The sequence below is a fragment of the Aeromonas sp. A04 genome (genome assembly GCF_047780465.1).
Classification (GTDB): Bacteria; Pseudomonadota; Gammaproteobacteria; order Enterobacterales; family Aeromonadaceae; genus Aeromonas; species Aeromonas bestiarum.
Genome location: NZ_JBLNHP010000001.1, coordinates 1,613,434 through 1,635,247 on the forward strand (window position 1 = coordinate 1,613,434; position 21,814 = coordinate 1,635,247).

A 21,814-nucleotide genomic window follows, 5' to 3' on the forward strand; every position below is an offset into this window, starting at 1 on the left:
GGTCTGGCAAACGCCTTGAGAGATGGATATGAAGAAGACGTTGATTTCCCTGCTGACTGCAGGCCTGTTCGGAGCCATGAGCCAGGGTGCCTTCGCCGCCCCCGAGCTGATGGACAAGGTGCTTGCCGTGGTCAACAAGGACGTGGTGCTGGCCAGCCAGCAGGAAGCCCTGGTACAGAAAGTCAAAAGCTCGGCCCAGGAGAGCGGTCAGTCCCTGCCTGACGATGCCACCCTGCGCAAACAGGCACTGGATCGCCTGATCCAGGAGAGCCTGCAGCTGCAACTGGCGGATCGTCAGGGCCTCAAGATCAGCGATACCCAGCTGGAGCAGGCCATCCAGAGCATAGCCGCCGACAACAAGATGACGGTGGAGCAACTGCGTGCCCAACTGGCCCGCGAAGGGCTGACCTATGCCCAGTACCGGGAAGAGGTGCGCCGCGAGATACTGATGAACGAAGTGCGCCGCAACCAGGTGCGCCGCCGCATCAACATCTCGGAGCAGGAGGTCAAGCAGGTGGTAGACATACTCGCCAAGCAGGGCCAGCAGCAACAGCAGTACCATGTCGGTCATATCCAGATTGCCCTGCCGGACAACCCGAACGCCGAGCAGCTCAACACCGCCAAGAGCAAGATTGAGCGCATCCTGGCCGCCCTCAAGCAGGGGGCCGACTTCCGCAAGCTGGCCATTGCCGAGAGCAATGGCCCCAAGGCGCTGGAAGGGGGCGACTGGGGCTGGATGAGCCCGCAAGAGATGCCGACCCTGATGGCCGAAGCGGTACAGGGTGCCAAGAAAGGCGACATAGTGGGTCCGCTGCGCTCGGGTGCCGGTCTGCACATCATCAAGGTGTTCGATGCCAAGGGCCAGCAGCAGGTCGTGCAGACCGAAGTGCGCGCCCGCCACATCCTGATCAAGCCCTCCATCATCCTGAGTGAAGAGAAGGCCAAGGGCATGCTGGACGGCATACTGCACGACATCAAGAGCGGCAAGGCCAGCTTCGCCAGTCTGGCGGAGAAATACTCCGAAGATCCGGGCTCTGCGGTGCAGGGCGGCGAGCTGGGCTGGTCTGATCCCAACGTCTACGTGCCGGAATTCCGCGACATGGTCAACCGCCTCAAGCCGGGTGAGCTGAGCGCCCCCTTCCGCACGACCCACGGCTGGCACATTGTCCAGCTGGAAGAGCGTCGCAGCCAGGATGCCACCAACAAGGCCCAGGAACAGCGCGCCTATCAGCTGATCTTCAACCGTCGCTTCACCGAAGAGTCCCAGGCCTGGCTGGACGAGCTGCGTGACGAGGCCTACATCCAGATCGAAGGCGCCGGCAGCTGATGAGCTGTCGTCGTCTCGCCGTCACGCCGGGTGAACCGGCCGGGATAGGCCCGGATCTGGTGCTGCAGATAGCCCAGCAGGATTGGCCCCACCAGCTGGTGGTGATCGCCGATCCCGCCCTGATGCTCGAACGGGCCGCCCTGCTGGGGCTGCCCATCGAGCTGGAACCCTATGATGCCAAGGCCCCTGCCCAGCCGCAGCGGGCGGGTACCCTGACCCTCTGTCCGGTCACCCTGGGCGCCCCCGTGGTGCCGGGTGAACTCGATGAAGGCAATGGCGCCTATGTGCTGGCGACCCTGCAGCGCGCCTGCGACGGCAACCTCAGCGGCGAGTTCGCCGCCGTGGTGACCGGCCCGGTGCACAAGGGGATCATCAACCAGGCGGGTGTCTCGTTCAGCGGTCATACCGAGTTCTTCGCCCAGCAGTCAGGCACCGCCGATGTGGTGATGCTGCTGGCGACGGAAGGCTTGCGGGTGGCGCTGGCGACCACTCACATCCCGCTGGCCTACGTGGCGATGGCGATCACAGAGGATCGCCTCGGCAAGGTGATCCGCATCCTGGATGCGGATCTCAAAACCAAGTTTGGCATCGCCAAACCCCGAATTTACGTCTGCGGCCTCAATCCCCATGCCGGGGAAGGGGGCCATCTCGGCCGTGAAGAGATTGACGTGATCGAACCCGCCTTGGCCGGCTTGCGCCAGGAGGGGATCGATCTGGTCGGCCCGCTGCCGGCCGATACCCTGTTCCAGGACAAATACCTCAAGGATGCGGATGCGGTACTCGCCATGTACCACGACCAGGGACTGCCCGTGCTCAAATACAAGGGCTTCGGCAGTTCGGTCAATATCACCCTTGGACTTCCTTTCATCCGCACTTCGGTGGATCACGGCACTGCGCTGGATCTGGCAGGCAAGGGCCTGGCGGATCCGGGCAGTCTGATCACCGCGATTAACCACGCCATCAAGATGGTAGAGAAAAAAAGATATGAGCAGTAAGGTGCAGAGCAACAAGGTGCACATGGGCCACACGGCCCGTAAGCGTTTCGGTCAGAACTTCTTGCACGACCGCTATGTGATCGATCAGATAGTGGCCGCCATCAATCCGCAGCCGGGTCAGAACCTGGTGGAGATAGGTCCGGGTCTGGCCGCGCTGACCGAACCGGTCGCCTCCCAGATGGACAAGATGACGGTGGTCGAGCTTGACCGGGATCTGGCCGCGCGCCTGCGTGAGCATCCGACCCTCAAGGACAAGCTGACCGTGATCGAGGCCGACGCCATGCGCTTCGACTTCGGCACCCTGATGGGGGAAGGCAAGGGGCCGCTGCGCATCTTCGGCAACCTGCCCTACAACATCTCCACCCCGCTCATCTTCCACCTGTGCGATTTCGCCGACCGGGTAGAAGACATGCACTTCATGCTGCAAAAGGAAGTGGTCCTGCGGATGTCCGCCGGTCCGGGCAGCAAGGCCTATGGCCGCCTGAGCGTCATGGTGCAGTACTACTGCCAGGTGATCCCGGTACTGGAAGTGGGCCCCGGCGCCTTCAAACCGGCACCGAAAGTGGATTCTGCCGTGGTCCGTCTGGTGCCGCACAAGAACCCGACAATCGTCGCCAAAGACATCCGCTGCCTGAGCCGCGTCTGTACCGAAGGCTTTGGCCAGCGCCGCAAGACCATCCGCAACAGCTTCGCCAACTTCATCACGGACGCCCAGCTGACCGAGCTTGGCATCGATGGCAACCTGCGCCCGGAGAATCTCTCCCTGGAGCAGTTCGTCATGATCGCCAACTGGCTGGCGGATCAGCAACAGGCCTGATCCCGTGGCACACCCGCACATAGTGATCCGCCCATACCCCAGTTATGTGGCGGATACCCAAGACCCTTACCAGTTCCACTATCTGATCGAGATTGAGAATCTGGGGCCCGGCCCGGCGCAGCTGCTGCACCGGCGCTGGCTCATCACGGATGCCAATGGCAAGATGCTGGAAGTCGAGGGCCCCGGCGTCGTCGGGGAGCAGCCCCTGATTGCGGAAGGGGAGACCTTTCGCTATCAGAGCGGCGTGCCACTCGCCACCCCGCTGGGGGTGATGGAAGGGAGCTACACCCTGCAAGATGCGTCGGGACAGCAGTTCGAGGCGCCCATAGCGCCTTTTACGCTGGCCGTCCCCCACATTATTAACTGAGGTTTCATGGCGAACTGTTTTGTTGGCGATATCCAGGGCTGTTATGACGACTTGCGCCGTCTGCTGGATCTGGCCGAGTTCGATCCCGGCAACGATGTGCTCTGGCTCTGTGGTGACCTGGTCGCCCGCGGCCCGGACTCCCTCAACACACTGCGCTTCGTCAAGTCACTGGGAAGCCGCGCCGTCACAGTGCTCGGCAACCACGACCTGCACCTGCTGGCGGTGGCCGATGGTGTCGCGCCGCTCAAGAAGAAAGACAAGCTGCAAGCCCTGATGGAGGCCCCGGATCGGGACGAACTGCTGGAGTGGCTGCGTCATCGCCCCCTGCTGGCGGAGCACCCTGACCTGCCCATCATGATGGTGCATGCCGGCATCTCACCCGCATGGGACGCACGCACGGCGCGCAACTGCGCCCGCGAAGTGGAGAGTCTGCTGCGCGGCGATCAGTACAGCTGGCTGCTGCACAACATGTATGGCGATCTGCCCGATGGCTGGAGTGAGGATCTGGCCGGTATCGAGCGTTACCGCTACATCATCAACACCTTCACCCGCATGCGCTTCTGCTATTTCGACGGCCGGCTCGAGTTCAAGTGCAAGAAGGGCCCCACGGAGTCCACACCCGGCCTGCGCCCCTGGTTCGAGCAGCGTGAACACCACGTGGATGACCCCATACTGGTGTTCGGCCACTGGGCGGCCCTGATGGGCAACACCGGCAAGCAGGATATCAAGGCGCTGGATACCGGCTGCGTCTGGGGCAACAGTCTCACCCTGTGGCGTTATGAAGACGATGCCCTGATAGCGACACCCTGCCCCACTCACGCTAAATAAGCTTGCTCAGTGAATACTTGTAGTAATAAGCCCGACGCGATGTCGGGCTTTCTACTTCAGATATAAAGAGCTATTCATCCACCACCAATTTAAACGTATTTAAAACATATAAGTCACGATATATAAATTAATATATGACGTATGTCTGTTGAAAATCACACAATTAACAACATTGTTTTTCTTGTTTAAAAATGAAATATAAATTCAACGTTCTGCCCCAGAGTACACCACTAATCAGCCCACTTAAAAAGCCAAATGAAAGATTGAAAGATAATGACCCCCTCAATTCTGGATCTACATTAAGAAAAGCATTCAACGTGTACTTTGTAATAAAAGCAATCATCACAAATATAATAACCCATGAAGTACCAGGCCAGATAATCAGATCACTTCCCTCTTTACTTTTTAACTGTGGACCACGACTCAAGATACACCAACCACATCCACAACCGAGCACTAACCCCACCACCATGGCTACTAACCCCCAGAACGAGAAGGCCAGGTCATAGCTCACACTGATTCCTCCCCATAAGAGAAAAAACAATGGCATAACGAACAAATGTTGAATCTCCATCTCTCTATCATTTAATGCACTGATCCCATTTACTATCAAGACGGCAAATAAGATCCAGACCCATATCGGAGTGCCAACAATGATATTTACAAAAAACATGTCCCCTCCTTTTTAATCAATGGAGAAATCTAACTGTACTTGTCATAAACCATTTAATTAACTATCCATAAAATAAATTTAAAACCACGTTGAACTCGCAGTGGAAGATATTACAGCTTGCGTCCCAGCCGTTTTTCTATCTGACGCCGTTCCCACTCGGGCCCGAACAACTTGAAGGGCTGGAACAGATTGATGGCATGGGAGATCAATCCCAATCCCCAACCCAGCGCCGGCCACCAGGCCCAGATATAATCCGGATTGCTGAGGTAGTTGATGACAAACAGCCCGCAAATTACCAGCACATAGCTGGCGATGTGGTAGTAGAAGCCCTTGAGCCCCTCCACATAACGCATGGCCGCCCGCTCCTCTGCCGACACCTGTACCACATCCTGCCCCATGGTTTCATTCCCTCTCATCTCGCGCTCCTGTTGTTGCGTCCCGTCTAACTGAGCCACATCAAGTTCAAAGACGGAGGCCAGGGCCTTGAGAGACTCCAGTCCGGGCTGCTGACCCTGTTCGATCCGCTGTATGGTGCGAACGCTCAGGCCAGTCAGGGTCGCCAATTGATCCTGGGACCAACCCCGCTGCAATCTCAACTTCCTGACGATCATCATGAGCTCCTTGTGGTGATTGACAGGGCCAGCATAGGGCCTGAGTGGAGGGCGGTGACACGACAGATGCCCGACATCAACCTGACTATCCTTTAAAATCAATACGTTAAAAACATTTTATGAGCACTGTTGTCAATCGGCGGGCCAAGCACCTGGCTCGACCCGCCACAGTGACAAGCCCTGCCTGCCAGCTTACAGGCTATTCATCAGCTCGGCCGCAATCTCGAACGAGCGCAGACGGGCCTGATGATCGACGATGGGGCCGTTGAACATCAGCTCATCGGCCCGGGTCTCGGCCAGCAGCGCCTTGAGGCCGTGACGCACCCGCTCCGGATCGCCGACCAGGGAGCGGGCCAGGGTCTGCTCCATCGCCATCAGTTCGCGGGGTGACCACTCTTCCCCCAGCTCGACCACGGGCGCGGGCAGCTTGCCCGCGTCACCGCGGTAGAGGCGCAGGAACTGCTGCTGCACAGTGGTGAACTGGAAGCGGGCCTCCCGCTCGCTGTCAGCGGCGATCATGTTGATGCAGACCACGGCATAAGGCTTGGGCCAGCGCACCGAAGGGCGGTACTGGGTACGGTAGATCTCCAGCGCCTGCAACAGCAGGGCGGGGGCGAAGTGGGAGGCAAAGCCGAACGGCAGCCCCATGGCCGCCGCCAGCTGGGCGCTGTAGAGGCTGGAACCCAGCAGCCAGATGGGCAGGTGCAACCCCTGACCCGGCACCGCCTGTACCGCTCCCGCCTCGTCCCCAAAGTAGCTCATCAGCTCGCGCACATCCGCCGGGAACTCGTCCACCTCGCCGCTGCGCTGGCGCCGCAGCGCCTGCATGGTGCGCTGATCTGTGCCGGGCGCCCGGCCCAGCCCCAGATCGATGCGATCAGGGTAGAGCGAGGCCAGGGTGCCGAACTGCTCGGCGATCACCAGCGGCGAATGGTTCGGCAGCATGATGCCGCCAGCACCGATCCGCAGTGTGTTGGTGGCACCCGCCAGGTGGCCGATCAGCACAGAGGTGGCGGCGCTGGCGATGCCCGGCATGTTGTGGTGTTCGGCCAGCCAATAACGCAGGTAGCCCCAGCGCTCGGCATGTTGCGCCAACTCGCGCGAACGACGGAACGACTCGGCCGGCTGGGATCCTTCGGGGACGGGCACCAGATCGAGCACGGAATAGGGGATGGCAGACATGGGTCACTCCATTGATTCACAGACCAGTAACAAGGAGGGCAATGTAGCACGAGATACCTGAATGAATCACGCATCGGGCCGGCGAATTGCCCCCGCTCAATCTCTGGCAGGCCGACAACCGAAAGCGTCACACTGGCCGCACGCCTGATTTATCCTGCCCTGGCATCAGGTGGGGTGGCGCTATGCCAGCCCTGACGGGGCGTCAACTGACAAGTTGCACAGTTACCCTCTCCGGCCGCAGGCGCTAGCATGCTGTGGCTCGTCGTCTGGTTGTGAGCTACACCCCCCCTCTTCTTGCAGGAGAATACAGGCATGAATGCAATCACAGACACCAAGACCGGCCTCTTCCTCGCCTCTTTCGAGATTGGCAAAGCCATGCAGGGGGCACAACTGCTGCACCTGAACCTGGCCGTCTATACCCCGGGGGAGACGGTGAACGGCGTCGCTCACCTGACCCAGGCAACCAATCCACCGCTGGACATGGCCTCCGAACTGAAGGGCCAGTACACCTATATGTGTGTCATGCCCAAGCTGTGCCATATCCTGGTAACCGCCCAGGGTTATCCCATCATCAAGTGGCCGCAGGGTGGCGGGATCGGCCCCGTGATCCAGCCCAACTTCGAGCTGCGCATGGTGCTCAGCGAAGACTGGAAGTCAGGCACGGCCAACTACAAGTACCAGGACAGCCACCAGGTGTGGCACGAGGTGAAAGACGCCCCCGTCAACCTGGTCCCCGCCGCCGTACTGGCGTGATCCCCTAGACGGCCCCGCCAGGGGCCGTCACATCCGACGCCATATCCTGATACCGCTCAATCATTTATTGTGTTTTCTGTCATCCTGTTGGCACACTGGTAGTTGATCGTCTCTGCAATCGCCCGTGTGACAAGGATGCGTCCATGACAAGTGCCAGGCCAGGTCGTAAACCCTTCTATGTGCATATCGCCACCCTCTTCATCCTGCTGTTTACCCTGCTGGGCAGCGCCCTCATAGCGTTGCAGTTCCAGCAAGGGGCACGCCAGGGGCTGGAGCATGAGCGACAGAACTTTCTGCAATACCGGGAACAGTTGTCCCTTGCGCTCCAGCTGAACGAGCGACCGGCCCGCATGTCGCTGAGCCTCTTGCGCAGCGGTCAGCTGGCGGCCATGACCAGCCTGGATGCTCGCCTGGGCTACCTGCCGCAACTGGCGGAGGTGCTGGCCAACAGCCCCAGCTATGGGGCCGTCTACGCCGGCTATGAGGATGGTGACTTCTTCCTGGTGCGCAAGCTGACCGGACGGGCCAGAGCCCAGCTGGACAAGGTGCCCGCCGCCAGCACCCTGCTGGTGCAGAGCTTGCATCAGGGCAAGGGGGAGTTTCTCTACTTCGATCAGCGGCTGACCCTGCTCGAGCGCCGGGCCATGCCCCTGTACCAGTTTGATCCCCGCAGCCGCGACTGGTACAAGCAGGCTCGCTGGCGCACGGGGATCGCCACGACCAGCCCCTATCTCTTCTTTACCACCAAGGAGCCAGGCATGACGCTGGCGGTGGAGAGCGATGACAGACGGGCGGTGATCGGGCTGGATACCAGCGTAGAGGGGCTGTCGGCCCTGATCGGCAAGCTGCGCTTGCCAGCGCAGAGCCAGGTGATCCTGTTCGACGAATACGCCACCCTGCTGGCCGCCGATCCCAGGCATCTGCCCAGCTTCGAGCAGCTGAGCCAGCTGCCCACGCTGTCGGCGCTGTCCCATCCCGTGCTGACCCGGCTGCAACAGCAGATCAGCCGCCAACCCGCCCTGCTGAGCAGTCCGGTGGAGCTGAACCTGACCGCCGCCGATGACAGCGACTGGCTGGTCAACCTATCCCCCCTCGGCGAGGGTTCCCCCTTCCATATCGCCCTGCTGGTGTCGGCCGATCTGCTCTATCAGCAGGCCCGCGACGAGGCACTGGTCAATCTCGGCTGGGCGCTGGCGGGCTTGCTGTTGCTGCTGCCGGTGATCTGGCTGGTCTCCCGCCGTACCGCCACCCCGCTGCTGGCCCTGACCCAGGAGGCGGAGCGGATCCAGCACTTCGACTTCGGCGAGAGCCGGGTGCCTGAGTCGGCGATCCGCGAGATCGACGATCTGGCCCGTACCATGTCCGGCATGCGGCTGACCCTGGGCAACTTCATGAACATGGGCCGGGCGCTGGCGGCCGAACACCGCTTCGACTCCCTGCTCAGCCGCATACTGCAGGAGACCATAGCCGCGGTGCAGGCCCAAGGGGGCTGCCTCTACCTGGCCCAGGAGCAGAGCATGGTGGCGGTCCAGGCGAGTTGGCGACAGCAAGCCCTGCCCGCCGGGCAAGTCCCCTGGCAGGAGGCGCTGCTCGGCAAGCTGGCCCAGACAGAGCGGCTCACCCTGGCCGTCGACGAGCGCGGCTGGCAGCAGCATCTGGCGAGCTGGGGTCCCTTCCCCGGCCCCTGCCAGCTGGTGGCCGAGCCCCTGCGCAACCATAGACAGGAGCTGATCGGCTGCCTGCTGCTGATCCTGCCCGACTGCTCCGCCCGCGAGCTGGCCTCGCGCATCAGCCTGATCGAGGCGCTGGCGGGCACCTCGGCCTCCGCCATCGAGAACCAGCGCCTGCTGGAGGAGCAGAAACAGCTGCTGGAGTCCTTCATCGAGCTGATGGCCGGCGCGATCGATGCCAAGAGCCCCTACACAGGGGGTCACTGCCAGCGCGTGCCCGAGCTGACCCGGATGCTGACCGAGGCGGCCTGTGCCCAGCAACAGGGCCCGTTCGCCGACTTTCGGCTCAATGAGGAGGAGTGGGAGGCCATCCATATCGCGAGCTGGCTGCACGACTGCGGCAAGGTCACCACGCCGGAGTTCGTGGTCGACAAGGCCACCAAGCTGGAGACCCTCTACGACCGGATCCACGAGATCCGCACCCGCTTCGAGGTACTCAAGCGCGACGGTTACATAGAGGCGCTGGCGGCCCGCCTGCCGGCGTCAGAACGGGAAGCGGCCAGAGCGGAGGTGGCGCCGCTCTGGAGCACCCTGGACGAGGAGTTTGCCTTCGTCGCCGAGTGCAACCTGGGGGGGGAGTGGATGGCGCCGGAGAAGCTGACACGGCTGGATGCCATCGCCAGCCGCACCTGGCTGCGCACCCTGGATGACAGACTCGGCATCAGCCGGGAGGAACTCAAGCTGCGCCAGAGCGAGCCCGCCGCGCCGCTGCCCTGCGTCGAGCCGCTGCTGGCCGACAAGGCGGCCCACCTCATTCCCCGCCCCGTCCACGACCGCCTGGATGAGCACAACCCCTGGGGTTTCAAGGTCAAGGTGCCCAGCCATCTCTACAACCGGGGGGAGCGCTATAACCTGGCCATAGGCCGCGGCACCCTCACCGAGGAGGAGCGCTACAAGATCAACGAACACATCATCCAGACCATCCGCATGCTGGAGCGGCTCCCCTTCCCGCGCCACCTGCGCAGCGTGCCCGAGATCGCCGGCGGTCACCATGAGCGTATGGACGGCAAGGGTTATCCCCGTCAGTTGCTGGGGCAGCAGATGAGCATTCCGGCCCGCATCATGGCCATCGCCGACATCTTCGAGGCGCTGACCGCCAGCGATCGCCCCTACAAGTCGGGCAAGACGGTGGCCCAGTCGCTGGCCATCATGCAGAGCATGGTACGCGAGCAGCACATAGACCCGGCGCTGTTTGCCCTGTTCGTCGGCAGCGGCATCTGGCGCGACTATGCCGAACGTTTTCTGGCGCCGGAGCAGCTGGACCAGGTGGATAGCGATGCCCTGCTGGCCGCGCTGACGTAGGACGGGATCATATTTTCTTACATTTGTGCGCTGGTCTGAGCGCACCGGCTTGGTTATAACTGTGTCCCTATAGCGAAGGGGGAGCAAAAGACTCCCCCTCACTCTTTGTCACACCACACTGTTCAGGTTATCCATGTCAAAACATCTCATCATGCTGGGCGCACTGGCGCTGTCCGGCTGCTCCCTGTTGTCGCCTCCCCCGCCCACAGTCACCCCGGTGCACCTGGCCGATGCCAGCCAGCATGGCTTCTATATCGAGTGCAGCAGCATGGCGGCCTGTTTCAATCAGGCCAACCAGACTTGCCCCCAGGGTTACAAGGAGACGGATCGCCGTCAGCAGACGCTCTACTCCACCCAGTACACGACGGGCAGCTATGACGAGGAGAAGAAGCTCTACAAAGCGGGCAAGCCTTATCGCGTGGCCAGTACAGTCCATTCGCTGACCATTCAGTGCCCCACGGACTTGAGCATCACGCCGCGCTAGCAAGCAGCCGGCAACGAAAAAGGGCCCGCGGGCCCTTTTTTTATCGCACCAGAACAGCCTCAGCGCGTCGCCTCGGCATGCTGGCGGGCCAGCTCATCGCTCATTGCCTCCCGCATCTTGAACTTCTGCAGCTTGCCGGTCACCGTCATGGGGTACTCCTCCACGAAGCGGATATGCCTGGGTACCTTGAAGTAGGCGATGCGGGCCGACAGGAAGTGCTTGAGCTCCTCCTCGCTGACCTCCTGCCCGGGCCTGAGCTTGACCCAGGCGCACACCTCCTCGCCATAGCGCTCGCTGTCGACCCCGAACACGGCGGCATCCTGCACCGCCGGATGGTCGTAGAGCCGCTCCTCTATCTCGCGCGGATAGATGTTCTCGCCACCACGGATGATCAGCTCCTTGCTGCGCCCAACGATCTGCACATAGCCCTCTTCGTCCATGATGCCTATGTCCCCCGAGTGCAGCCAACCCTCCTCGTCTATGGTCTCCGCCGTCTTGGCAGGATCCTGCCAGTAACCCTGCATCACCCCCTTGCTGCGACAGCAGATCTCCCCCCGCTCGCCGATGGCCACCGTCTCGCCGCTCGGGTCAACCAGCTTGATCTCGGTGTGATCGAGGGCACGGCCGACCGTGGTGACCCGCTTGTCCAGCGGCGCATCGATGGCGGTCATGTGGTTGATGGGACTGCACTCTGTCTGGCCGTAGGCTATGGTCACCTCGGTCATGTGCATCAGGGTCTGCACCTTGCGCATCAAGGGCTCGGGGCAGATGGCCCCGGCCATGATGCCGGTGCGCAGGGAGGAGAGATCAAACTCAGCAAAGCCGGGCAGCTCCAGCTCGGCGATAAACATGGTCGGCACACCGTGCAGGGCGGTGCAACGCTCCTCGCTCACCATCTGCAGGGCCGCTACAGGGTCGAACGCCTCCGATGGAAACAGGGCGCAGGCCCCCACGCTAATGCAGACCAGGTTGCCGAGCACCATGCCGAAACAGTGATAGAGCGGCACAGGTATGCAGAGCCTGTCCTGCTCGCTGAACGCCATGCCCCGCGCCACCTGACGGCCGTTGTTGAGTATGTTGCCGTGGCTCAAGGTCGCGCCCTTGGGGTTGCCCGTGGTGCCCGAGGTGAACTGGATGTTGATGGCATCGTCCGGCTTGAGGCCGGCCGCCACCCGGGCAAGCCGGGCCGGATCCTGCTCGTCCCCCAGCGCCAGCACGGCACCGAAGTTGAGCATGCCGGCGCTGGCCTCCTCCCCGAGCCGGATCACCATTGCCAGGCTCGGCAAGCGGGCGCTGACCAGCTGCCCGGGCGGCGAACTGGCCAGCTCCGGGGCCAGCTCATTGAGCATGGCGAGGTAGTCGCTGCCCTTGAAGGCACTGGCACAGATGAGGGCACGGCAGCCCACGTTGTTGATGGCAAACTCCAGCTCGTAGCTGCGGTAGGCGGGATTGATGCAGACCATGATGGCGCCGATGCGGGCGGTGGCGAACTGCACCAGACACCACTCTATGTTGTTTGGTGACCAGATGCCGACCCTGTCCCCCGGCTGGATGCCGAGCGCCAGCAAGCCCAGCGCCAGCCTGTCTATCTGGGTCAGGTATTCGCGGTAGTTCCAGCGGATCTGCTGGTGGCGCACCACAACGGCGGGCCGTTCGGGAAAGCGGTCGGCTATCTCTTGCAGGTATTCGCCTATGGTCTGATGAAGCAGGGGCTGATCGCAGGGACCGGCCCTGTAGCTGAGCAGTGAGGTCATGGGGTGACTCCTGGCCACGTTCAATTTGAATTGCCTACTGCTCGGCTGGCACGCTTTTCTCAGCTTGTTACATTAATGTAAAACCCCACTATTAAAAAGACTCACTTTGGTCTAATGCCTACCACAAAAAACGGCCAACCCAGGTTGACCGTTTTGCATCCAGAACAAGTGCCCTAGAACAACAGATGCGCCACACCGGCGATGACCGGCAGCGTGACCAGGGTGCGCAGCAGGAAGATGACAAACAGCTCCCACAGCTTGACCGGGATCTTGCTGCCCAGCAGCAGGGCACCCACTTCCGACATGTAGATGAGCTGGGTGACCGACATGGCGGCGATTACGAAACGGGTGATGTCGCTCTCTATGGTCGATGCCAGCACGGCCGGAATGAACATGTCAGCGAAGCCCACCATGATGGTCTTGGAGGCGGCTTCCGCATCCGGCAGTTGCAGCAGCTCCAGCAAGGGCACAAAGGGCGCCCCCAACCAGTTGAAGATGGAGGTGTGCTCGGCCAACATCAGGGCACATGTCCCTATGGCCATCACCACAGGCAACACGCCGAACACCATGTCGAGTGCATTCTTTACACCTTCTCGCACCACCGCGCCCATGTCCGTCATGCTTTCGGCCTTGGTCAGCGCCCGCTCATAGCCGTAGCTCAGCACGCTGTGCTCATGAGGTACTGACTCCTGCTGACGGCACAGGGGGGTGCCATCGGCATAGACGTCCTTCTTCCAGGAGAGCGGCGGCAGGCGCGGCACGACTATGGCAGCCACCACGCCGGCCAGGCAGACGGTCAGGTAGAAGGGCACGAACATGTGTTCCAGCCGGACCTGGGAGATCACCACCAGACAGAAAGTAATGGAAACCGCCGAGAAGGTGGTACCTATGACGGCAGCCTCACGCTGGGTGTAGAACTTGCCTTCGTACTGCTTGCTGGTCAGCAGAATGCCGACGCTGCCATCCCCCAGCCAGGAAGCGAAGCAATCCACGGCGGAACGGCCCGGCAGGCGGAACACGGGGCGCATGATGCGGGTCATCATGGTGCCGACGAACTCCAGCAGACCGAAGTCCAGCAGCAAGGGCAACAGCAGACCGGCGAAAATGAACACCGAGAACAGCACAGGCAGCAGATCGTGCAGCACCAGGCCACCGGTGGCACCGGAGCGCAGCGCCTCGGGCCCGGTCTCGAAGAAGGTCAGCAGCACGAACACGCCGCCCAGCACCCGCACGCAGGCCCAGAAGGGGGAGACGTTGAACAGGCTGTTGAGGAAGGGGCGCCTGACCAGGATCGCCGGCTTGAACAGCCAGGCAACCAGCGTCATCAACATGGTGGTGGTGATGATGGCACTGACCATGGCCACCAGATAATCGGCGAACACCGTCTGTACCAGCTTCGCCAGCACGGCGACGGGTATGGTGACGTTTCCGTCATAGATGACGGGGGTCATGAACAGCAGGATCCCGATGAGTGACGGGACCAGGAACATCAGCACATTGCGGCGGGTATTGAGCGCAGGTGCTTGCAGAGTCTTTTCCAGCATGGTCTACAGCCTTAATGTTACTTTTCCTTAGCCAGGCAAACCTGCATATTCATGCTCTCACCCAGCAAAACGGGCGCAAGAATACCCCAATAAAATGCACAAACAAGCTTTTAACGGATCATTCCAAGCATAAATATTTTCACAGGCAAACCTTCCATAAGAATGACCTCAAACAGATATGCATATCAATTCATTGCAATTGGTTAGCATATTGTTTCAGCAAGGTTACATTCAGGTGCGCAGTATAATCAGTTGCGGTTGGCAGGCAATAAGTGACATAAGAAATATATCTATATGATGATGGGGCCAGCCGGATGGGCCCCATAAAAAAACCGGAGTCTGTTGCCAGACTCCGGTTTTTCTCATCGATGGACCAGGATGCCACACCGATCAGGCAGGACAAGGTGATCAGTCACGAACATAGATGACTTCAACGCCATCATCTTCGTCATCATCCCAGTCGTCGTCATCGTCGAGGGTCGCATCGAAGGCCAGGGAAGCCGCTGCGGCCTCAGCTTCGGCCTGGGCCAGCTGGTTCTTGTGGTAATCGTCCCACTTGAACTCCACCTTCTCGATGGCGTCCTTGGCATCTTCGACCAGCGTGCGCGGCATGGTATCCAGCAGATCCAGGATGTCGTAGCACACCTTCTTGGTGCCTTCCTTGCTGATGGCCGTGATCTGGTAGACAGGGCCTTCGTATGCCAGCGCAGCCTTGACGCGCTCCATCACCTCGACCGCTTCCTCTTCCAGGATCAGATCCATCTTGTTGAACACCAGCCAGCGCGGCTTGCCCGCCAGCTCGGGGCTGTATTTTTCCAGCTCCTTGACGATAGTCACGGCATTCACGGCCGGATCGGAGCCATCTACCGGGCAGATATCCACCAGGTGAAGCAGCACGCGGCAACGCTCCAGGTGCTTGAGGAAGCGGATCCCCAGACCTGCGCCTTCGGCGGCACCCTCGATCAGACCCGGAATGTCAGCAATCACGAAGGAGCGGGAGTTCTCGCCACGCACCACGCCCAGGTTAGGTACCAGGGTGGTGAAGGGGTAGTCAGCCACTTTCGGACGGGCCGCAGAGACGGCGCGGATAAAAGTGGACTTGCCCGCGTTGGGCAGACCCAGCATACCGACGTCGGCCAGCAGCAACAGTTCCAGCTTCAGGGTACGTACTTCACCCGGCGTACCGCTGCTCTTCTGGCGCGGCGCCCGGTTGACGGAGCTCTTGAAGCGGGTGTTGCCCAGACCGTGGAAACCACCCTTGGCAACCATCAACTTCTGACCATGAGTGGTCAGGTCGCCCAGTCGCTCACCGGTATCTTCATCACTGGCGCGGGTTCCGACAGGAACGCGCAGCACCTTGTCTTTGCCACGATGACCGGTACAGTTGGCACTGCGGCCGTTCTCACCGCGCTCGGCCGCATGGAAGCGTTCGAAACGGTAATCGATCAGGGTGTTCAGGTTTTCATCGGCAATCAGATAGACATCGCCGCCATCGCCACCGTCTCCGCCATCCGGACCACCGTTGGGAATATACAACTCCCGGCGAAAACTGACACAACCGTTACCACCGTCACCGGCATCGACTCGAATCTGGACTTCATCAACAAACTTCATAGGTAACCGTCACCTTAATTCGAAAAACCGATACGCAATTATAGTGGTACAGGCCCCTGCGGGCGATACGCATCTTAGCGATGAATGCCTCGTGCAACACCAGGCACATCTGCGTTCCGTTTTTTCGTAAACTGCGTCAGAAAAACAAAAGCCCCGCCTGTTGGCGGGGCTTCGGATCCTTGCGGTCCGTAATTACTCAGCAACTATGCTAACGTACTTACGATTCAGCGGACCTTTAACTTCGAACAGGATCTTGCCAGTCGCTTTCGCGTACAGGGTGTGATCGGTGCCCAGACCAACGTTGGTGCCAGCGTGGAACTTGGTACCACGTTGACGAACGATGATGCTGCCTGCCAGAACTGTTTCGCCGCCGAAACGCTTAACGCCAAGGCGTTTAGCTTCAGAATCGCGACCGTTGCGGGATGAACCGCCAGCTTTTTTGTGTGCCATCTATCGGACTCCTCTAATTAAGCGCTGATGCCAGTGATTTTGACTTCAGTGAACCACTGACGGTGGCCCGCTTGCTTACGATGGTGCTTACGACGACGGAACTTGACGATAGTCACTTTCTCGCCACGGCCGTGAGCCACAACTTCAGCTACAACCTTGCCACCTTCAACGAAAGGAGCACCTACTTTAAAAGTGTCGCCTGCAGCAACCATCAGAACTTCGTTGAAGTCGATGGTAGCGCCAGTCTCAACGTTCAGCTTTTCCAGACGAACGATTTGACCTTCGGCCACACGGTGTTGTTTTCCGCCGCTTTGGAATACCGCGTACATTTGATTAACTCCGTAAAGGCGTGTCTTTTGCTCAAGGCCAGACACGCGCAAAAACCTATAACAATGGGCCGGCATTCTACGCAAATCGATTTGCTCAGGCAAGGCCAATTTAGCAAAAAGTTTATTTTGTGCGCATATCTGCCGCCGTGAATAAACGCTTAACTGTAACCCATTGTGAAATCGTGTAGAATCCCCGCCATTACTAAAACCGCAGTTATTGCTGCCGTCACGTTACGAGACTTATGGACCAACAGACTATCCGTGCGCTCTGTGCCGCCGACATGACGGCGGTGAATGAACTGATCCTGGCGAGACTCCAGTCCGATGTCAGCCTGATCAACCAGCTGGGTTTCTATATTGTCAGTGCAGGCGGGAAACGGATGCGCCCCATGCTGACAGTGATGGCCGCCCGCGCACTGGGATACGAAGGGCAGGATCATCTCAAGCTCGCCGCCATCATAGAATTCATTCACACCTCTACCCTGCTGCACGACGACGTGGTCGACGAATCCGACCTGCGCCGCGGCCGGGAGACCGCCAACGCCCTGTTTGGCAATGCTGCCAGCGTGCTGGTGGGTGACTATCTCTACAGCCGCTCCTTCCAGATGATGAGCGAACTCTCCAACCTCAAGGTGATGGAGATACTGTCGGATGCCACCAACACCATAGCCGAGGGCGAAGTGTTGCAGCTGATGAACTGCAACGATCCGGATACCACGGAACAGAGCTACATGACGGTCATCTACTGCAAGACCGCCAAGCTGTTCGAGGCCGCCACCCGCCTCGCTGCCGTGCTGACCCATCAGCCCGAGCCCGTCGAGCAGGCCATGACCGACTACGGCAAGTATCTGGGTACCGCCTTCCAGATCATCGACGACGTGATGGACTACTGCTCCCAGAGCGACGAGATGGGCAAGAACGTCGGCGACGATCTGGCCGAAGGCAAGCCAACCCTGCCGCTGCTGCGAGCCATGGAAGTGGGCTCGCCCGAGGAGCGTCAGCTGGTGCGCGATGCCATAGAGCACCGCAACGGCATGGAGCATCTCGACCGGATCCTGGCCATTCTGGATCGCACAGGGGCGCTGGAGTACTCCCGCATGCGTGCCCGGCAAGAGGCTGACAAGGCCATCGCAGCGCTCGCCGTCCTGCCGGACTCCCAGCACAAGCAGGCGCTGGAAACCCTGGCCCAGATGGCGGTACAGCGCAGCGCCTGAGTCAACGACTCCTGCTGGATGAAAAAAGAGGCCTTGGGGCCTCTTTTTTATTGTCTGCACTTTGCTGGTAGCCTGAGCCAGCCAGATGGCTCAATGACTCAGCATCCAGAGGATCACGGCGCCCGCCACCACCAGCGAGCCACCGATGCGGCGCAGCTGCTCGGGTGGCTGATCACTGAGCAGCCGCAGCATCTGCTGCCAGGCCTTCGGCATCAACAGGGGGCCAAGCCCTTCAAACAGCAATAGCAGCCCCAATCCCATCATGATGGATGTCAGCATTCCCGCTCCTTGCACAAAAAAACCGCCCGTATCGGCGGGGTCTGGCGCCATAAAGCAAAAGGGCCTGAATCATCAGGCCCTTTGGTCTTATTGCTTGTCCCTTACTGCTTGGTGCCGTGAGGAGACTTGAGGTAGCGGAAGAACTCGCTGTCTGGTTTGAGCACCATCAGGTCGTTGCCACCGGCAAAACTCTTGCGATAGGCCTCCATGCTACGCACGAAGCTGAAAAACTCGGGGTCTTTCTTGTAGCTGTCGGCATAGATCTTGGCGGCTTCGGCATCCCCTTCACCACGCAACTGACGCGCATTACTCTCGGCGTCGGCGATCATGACGGTGACCTTGCGGTCGATGTCGGCGCGCAGGATTTCGGCCTGCTCGCGGCCCTGGGAGCGATGCTCACGGGCTACTGCAGTCCGCTCGGCACGCATCCGCTGATAGATGGAGCTGGAGACTTCCACCGGCAGGTTGATCTGCTTGATCCGCACATCGACCACCTTGATGCCGAGCTCGGAGGAGCGCGCCATCTTCATCAGGGCATCTTCCATCACGGTACTGCGCTCACCAGAGACTATGTCCTTGATGGTGCGGTTACCGATCTCGGAACGCAGACCGTTGTTGATCTTGCGCTTGAGCAGGTCTTCGGCCTGGATCTTGTTGCCACCACCGGTTGCCAGGTAGTACTTGGAGAAGTCCTCGATCTTCCACTTCACGTAGGAGTCGATGATGAGGTCTTTCTTCTCCGAGGTGACGAAGCGATCCGCCTGGCCTTCCAGGGTCTGGATGCGGGCATCCATCTTGCGAACCTGATCGATGAGCGGCACCTTGAAGTGCAAACCAGGCTCATAGAGCCGCGGCTCGCCGGATTCAACCCGCTTCACCTTGCCAAACTGCACCACTATGCCCTTCTGGCCTTCATCAATGATGAAGATGGAAGAGAAGCAGACCATGGCGGCCACAGCGATGACACCAATAGCTATTTTTTTCATCTATTAGTTTCTCCCTGAGCTGAAACGGTCACCGCTGCGCAGCGGGGTCGGTGTGGAATTGGCCCCTTCGTTGGACGGCGTGGTCGATTCAACTACCGGCGTGCCAGCCGGACGAGCCGGTTGTACCGCATTCGCCTTGCCAGACAATTTGTCGAGCGGCAGATAGATCATGCTGTTGTTACCCGCCGGCATGTCCACCAGCACCTTGTTGGCCTGTTGATAAAGCTCTTCCATGGTTTCCAGGTAGATACGCTCGCGAGTCAACTCGGGCGCGGCCTGATACTGGGGCAGCAACTCGTTGAAGCGAGCCACTTCACCCTTGGCCTTCAGCACTATCTGGGACTTGTAACCTTCGGCTTCCTGTTCCAGACGCTTGACCGAACCGCGAGCCTTTGGCTCCACTTCACGGGCATAGGCTTCCGCTTCACGAATGAAGCGCTGCTCATCTTCCTGGGCGGAGATGGCGTCATCGAAGGCGTCTTTCACCTCTTCCGGCGGACGCGCCGGCAGGAAGTTGACGTCGACGATCTGCAGACCCATGTGATATGGCTCCACGATACTGTCGATCACCTGCCAGGTTTCCTGACGGACCTTTTCCCGACCCGTGGTCAGCACATCGTCCATCCGGGTGTGACCCACCACATAGCGCAGGGCGCTGTCGGTGGCCTGACCCAGACTCTCGTCAGCATTGGTGACGCTGAACAGGTACTGCTCGGGATCGACCACGCGATACTGCACGTCCATCTCGACCCGCACCACGTTCTCGTCCTGGGTCAACATGAAGCCGGAGGCCGGCAGGGAGCGTACAGACTCGACGTCCACCGGGATCACCCGGTCGATGAAGGTCGGTTTCCAGCGCAGGCCCGGATCCACGTTATGGGAATACTCCCCAAAACGCAGCACCACGCCCCGCTCGGCTTCGCGAATGGTGTAGAAGCCGCTGACGACCCACACCACCACGGCCACGACCAGTGCGATAGAGAGACCAAAACGGCCCATCTCGCCACCTGACTTGCCACCACCCAGCAAACCACCAAAACGGCGGCTTACCTTGCGCAACATCTCGTCCAGATCAGGGGGTCCCTGATTCTTGCCGTTGTTCCCCCAAGGGTCACGGTCTTTGCCGTTGTTTCCAGGCTCATTCCAAGCCATCAGCATCTCCATTAATACAAGCGGATGGATATCAACTCTATCTGGCCATCAATCGTTGATGAAGCCTGTAAGCATTCATCTTCATCGACGAATCAATGCCTGATAAAGCGTTGTAAATTCTCGCCTTCCTGTTTCACGAGGCGGTTCCAGTCGGCAAGCTGCAAGCGTACCTCCAGGACAAAATCCCCCTCCTCGCTGAAACCTTCCTGTTCAATGCCCTTCAGACGATAGAGCGCACTGCGCAATCTGGCGGCCGAAGGGGGCAACTGCAGGGTGTGATGCACCATGGAGCCGGCCAGCAACTCGGTCAGGGCCGTAAACAGGTATTCACAGCCTTCACCCGTCTGGGCAGACAACCAGAGCCGCACCGGGCGTCCCTCATCATCCCGCTCCAGACCCGCCGGACGATCGCCCAGCTTGTCGATCTTGTTGCAGATCATCAGCTGGGGTCGGTCGTCGGCCTCAATCTCGGCCAATACCTGCTGCACCGAATCGATATTTTCCTGCATCTGCTCATCGGCACAGTCCACCAGGTGCAGCAGCAAGTCCGCTTCACGGGTCTCTTGCAGCGTCGCCTTGAAGGCCGCGACCAGATCATGGGGCAAGTGTCGAATAAATCCAACTGTATCCGCCAAGATCACATCACCCACATCCCGGATCACCAATTTACGCAGGGTGGGATCCAGTGTTGCGAACAATTGGTCGGCAGCATACACGCTGGCAGCTGTAAGTTGGTTGAACAAAGTGGACTTTCCGGCGTTGGTGTAACCCACCAGTGAAACGGTCGGCACCTCATTGCGGTTGCGGGCACGACGGCCCTGTTCCCGCTGTTTGGCCACTTTGTCGAGCCGACGCAAAATCGCCTTGATGCGTTCACGCAACAGGCGGCGGTCGGTTTCCAGCTGGGTTTCGCCCGGACCGCGCAGACCGATCCCGCCCTTCTGACGCTCAAGGTGGGTCCAGCCTCGCACCAGGCGAGTAGAAAGATGGCGTAACTGGGCCAGTTCGACCTGCAACTTGCCTTCGTGGGTACGGGCGCGCTGGGCGAAGATATCCAGGATCAGGCCGGTTCTGTCCACAACCCGACACTGGAACAGGCGTTCCAGGTTGCGCTCCTGGGCAGGAGTTAGGGCATGGTTGAAGATCACCACGTCTGCGCCCAGCATCTGCACCTGGGACGCGATCTCTTCAGCCTTGCCGCTGCCGACAAAAAATTTGGCGCTGGGTGCACTGCGGTTGGTGGTGACCACCCCCAACGCATTGACCCCGGCCGAGCTCACCAACATCTTGAGCTCTTCCAGATCCTCCCGCTCACCCTCATCGCTGAAGTTGACATGTACCAGAACGGCCTGTTCGCCGGCTTCATAACGGTCAAACAAGCGCTTGCTCCTTGACAGGAATCATGATGAATCTGGGTTGGCGA

At 60.0% G+C, this 21,814-nt stretch carries 21 protein-coding genes; 9 read left to right on the top strand and 12 right to left on the bottom strand.

The window, feature by feature from the left end; genetic code table 11:
- Nucleotides 1-28: 28 nt before the first annotated feature.
- From surA to ACM3N8_RS07415, 5 genes are read left to right on the top strand one after another with little or no spacing between them, the layout of a single operon-like run.
- Nucleotides 29-1,327: a peptidylprolyl isomerase SurA gene (gene surA, locus ACM3N8_RS07395; RefSeq protein ID WP_042870012.1), complete on the top strand. Its 1,299-nt coding sequence runs from the start codon at nucleotides 29-31 to the stop codon at nucleotides 1,325-1,327.
- Nucleotides 1,327-2,322 (top strand): 4-hydroxythreonine-4-phosphate dehydrogenase PdxA, encoded by a 996-nt coding sequence (gene pdxA / locus ACM3N8_RS07400; RefSeq protein ID WP_043135141.1) that lies wholly within the window; start codon nucleotides 1,327-1,329, stop codon nucleotides 2,320-2,322. The genes surA and pdxA overlap by 1 nt, the downstream gene beginning before the upstream one ends.
- Nucleotides 2,312-3,139 (top strand): 16S rRNA (adenine(1518)-N(6)/adenine(1519)-N(6))-dimethyltransferase RsmA, encoded by an 828-nt coding sequence (gene rsmA, locus ACM3N8_RS07405; RefSeq protein WP_011899041.1) that lies wholly within the window; start codon nucleotides 2,312-2,314, stop codon nucleotides 3,137-3,139. Before pdxA ends, rsmA begins: the two co-directional genes overlap by 11 nt.
- 4 nt (nucleotides 3,140-3,143) lie before the next feature.
- The gene (gene apaG / locus ACM3N8_RS07410; protein WP_043135142.1) at nucleotides 3,144-3,506 is read left to right on the top strand and encodes a Co2+/Mg2+ efflux protein ApaG; all 363 of its coding nucleotides are present in this window, start codon (nucleotides 3,144-3,146) and stop codon (nucleotides 3,504-3,506) included.
- Between the two features lie 6 nt (nucleotides 3,507-3,512).
- Nucleotides 3,513-4,334 carry a symmetrical bis(5'-nucleosyl)-tetraphosphatase gene (locus tag ACM3N8_RS07415; protein ID WP_043135143.1) on the top strand — a complete coding sequence of 274 codons (822 nt, stop codon included), beginning with the start codon at nucleotides 3,513-3,515 and terminating at the stop codon, nucleotides 4,332-4,334.
- A gap of 163 nt (nucleotides 4,335-4,497) precedes the next feature.
- Here ACM3N8_RS07415 and ACM3N8_RS07420 read toward each other — a convergent pair whose 3' ends face one another.
- From ACM3N8_RS07420 to ACM3N8_RS07430, 3 genes are all read right to left on the bottom strand, one after another.
- Nucleotides 4,498-5,007: a DUF6622 family protein gene (locus tag ACM3N8_RS07420; RefSeq protein ID WP_290019617.1), complete on the bottom strand. Its 510-nt coding sequence runs from the start codon at nucleotides 5,005-5,007 to the stop codon at nucleotides 4,498-4,500.
- A 110-nt stretch (nucleotides 5,008-5,117) separates the two neighbouring features.
- Complete coding sequence (locus tag ACM3N8_RS07425; protein WP_416015827.1) at nucleotides 5,118-5,618, bottom strand: 2TM domain-containing protein; 501 nt, start codon at nucleotides 5,616-5,618, stop codon at nucleotides 5,118-5,120.
- A gap of 192 nt (nucleotides 5,619-5,810) precedes the next feature.
- Nucleotides 5,811-6,800, bottom strand: coding sequence for a luciferase-like monooxygenase (locus ACM3N8_RS07430; protein WP_290019616.1), 990 nt, complete (start codon nucleotides 6,798-6,800; stop codon nucleotides 5,811-5,813).
- 312 nt (nucleotides 6,801-7,112) lie between these two features.
- On the opposite strand from ACM3N8_RS07430, the gene ACM3N8_RS07435 reads away from it, so the two are divergent.
- From ACM3N8_RS07435 to ACM3N8_RS07445, 3 genes are all read left to right on the top strand, one after another.
- The gene (locus ACM3N8_RS07435) at nucleotides 7,113-7,553 is read left to right on the top strand and encodes a DUF1842 domain-containing protein (protein WP_416015829.1); all 441 of its coding nucleotides are present in this window, start codon (nucleotides 7,113-7,115) and stop codon (nucleotides 7,551-7,553) included.
- A 59-nt stretch (nucleotides 7,554-7,612) separates the two neighbouring features.
- Entirely contained in the window at nucleotides 7,613-10,585 is a 2,973-nt protein-coding gene (locus tag ACM3N8_RS07440) for an HD domain-containing phosphohydrolase (RefSeq protein ID WP_416015895.1), read from the top strand.
- 133 nt (nucleotides 10,586-10,718) lie between these two features.
- Entirely contained in the window at nucleotides 10,719-11,069 is a 351-nt protein-coding gene (locus ACM3N8_RS07445; protein WP_043135148.1) for a hypothetical protein, read from the top strand.
- A gap of 59 nt (nucleotides 11,070-11,128) precedes the next feature.
- On the opposite strand, the gene ACM3N8_RS07450 is transcribed toward ACM3N8_RS07445, so the two are convergent.
- From ACM3N8_RS07450 to rplU, 5 genes are all read right to left on the bottom strand, one after another.
- Entirely contained in the window at nucleotides 11,129-12,823 is a 1,695-nt protein-coding gene (locus ACM3N8_RS07450) for an AMP-binding protein (protein ID WP_416015833.1), read from the bottom strand.
- A 173-nt stretch (nucleotides 12,824-12,996) separates the two neighbouring features.
- Nucleotides 12,997-14,367: a YjiH family protein gene (locus ACM3N8_RS07455; protein WP_416015835.1), complete on the bottom strand. Its 1,371-nt coding sequence runs from the start codon at nucleotides 14,365-14,367 to the stop codon at nucleotides 12,997-12,999.
- 408 nt (nucleotides 14,368-14,775) lie between these two features.
- Nucleotides 14,776-15,981, bottom strand: a complete 1,206-nt coding sequence (gene cgtA, locus ACM3N8_RS07460) for an Obg family GTPase CgtA (protein ID WP_098980649.1) — start codon at nucleotides 15,979-15,981, stop codon at nucleotides 14,776-14,778.
- A gap of 192 nt (nucleotides 15,982-16,173) precedes the next feature.
- On the bottom strand, nucleotides 16,174-16,431 hold the full coding sequence (gene rpmA, locus ACM3N8_RS07465; protein WP_005311678.1) for a 50S ribosomal protein L27: 258 nt from the start codon (nucleotides 16,429-16,431) through the stop codon (nucleotides 16,174-16,176).
- A gap of 17 nt (nucleotides 16,432-16,448) precedes the next feature.
- Nucleotides 16,449-16,760, bottom strand: coding sequence for a 50S ribosomal protein L21 (gene rplU / locus ACM3N8_RS07470; protein ID WP_005304210.1), 312 nt, complete (start codon nucleotides 16,758-16,760; stop codon nucleotides 16,449-16,451).
- A gap of 242 nt (nucleotides 16,761-17,002) precedes the next feature.
- Between rplU and ispB the strand changes: the two genes are divergently transcribed.
- A complete protein-coding gene (gene ispB / locus ACM3N8_RS07475) occupies nucleotides 17,003-17,974 on the top strand; it encodes an octaprenyl diphosphate synthase (RefSeq protein WP_103471532.1) in 972 nt (323 codons plus the stop codon).
- Nucleotides 17,975-18,064: 90 nt separating this feature from the next.
- Here ispB and ACM3N8_RS07480 read toward each other — a convergent pair whose 3' ends face one another.
- From ACM3N8_RS07480 to hflX, 4 genes are all read right to left on the bottom strand, one after another.
- Nucleotides 18,065-18,253, bottom strand: coding sequence for a DUF2065 domain-containing protein (locus ACM3N8_RS07480; RefSeq protein WP_290019613.1), 189 nt, complete (start codon nucleotides 18,251-18,253; stop codon nucleotides 18,065-18,067).
- Between the two features lie 101 nt (nucleotides 18,254-18,354).
- Nucleotides 18,355-19,239, bottom strand: a complete 885-nt coding sequence (gene hflC / locus ACM3N8_RS07485) for a protease modulator HflC (RefSeq protein ID WP_005311670.1) — start codon at nucleotides 19,237-19,239, stop codon at nucleotides 18,355-18,357.
- Between the two features lie 3 nt (nucleotides 19,240-19,242).
- Complete coding sequence (gene hflK / locus ACM3N8_RS07490) at nucleotides 19,243-20,391, bottom strand: FtsH protease activity modulator HflK (RefSeq protein ID WP_043135178.1); 1,149 nt, start codon at nucleotides 20,389-20,391, stop codon at nucleotides 19,243-19,245.
- Nucleotides 20,392-20,483: 92 nt separating this feature from the next.
- Nucleotides 20,484-21,770, bottom strand: coding sequence for a ribosome rescue GTPase HflX (gene hflX, locus ACM3N8_RS07495; protein ID WP_290019612.1), 1,287 nt, complete (start codon nucleotides 21,768-21,770; stop codon nucleotides 20,484-20,486).
- Nucleotides 21,771-21,814 lie beyond the last annotated feature (44 nt).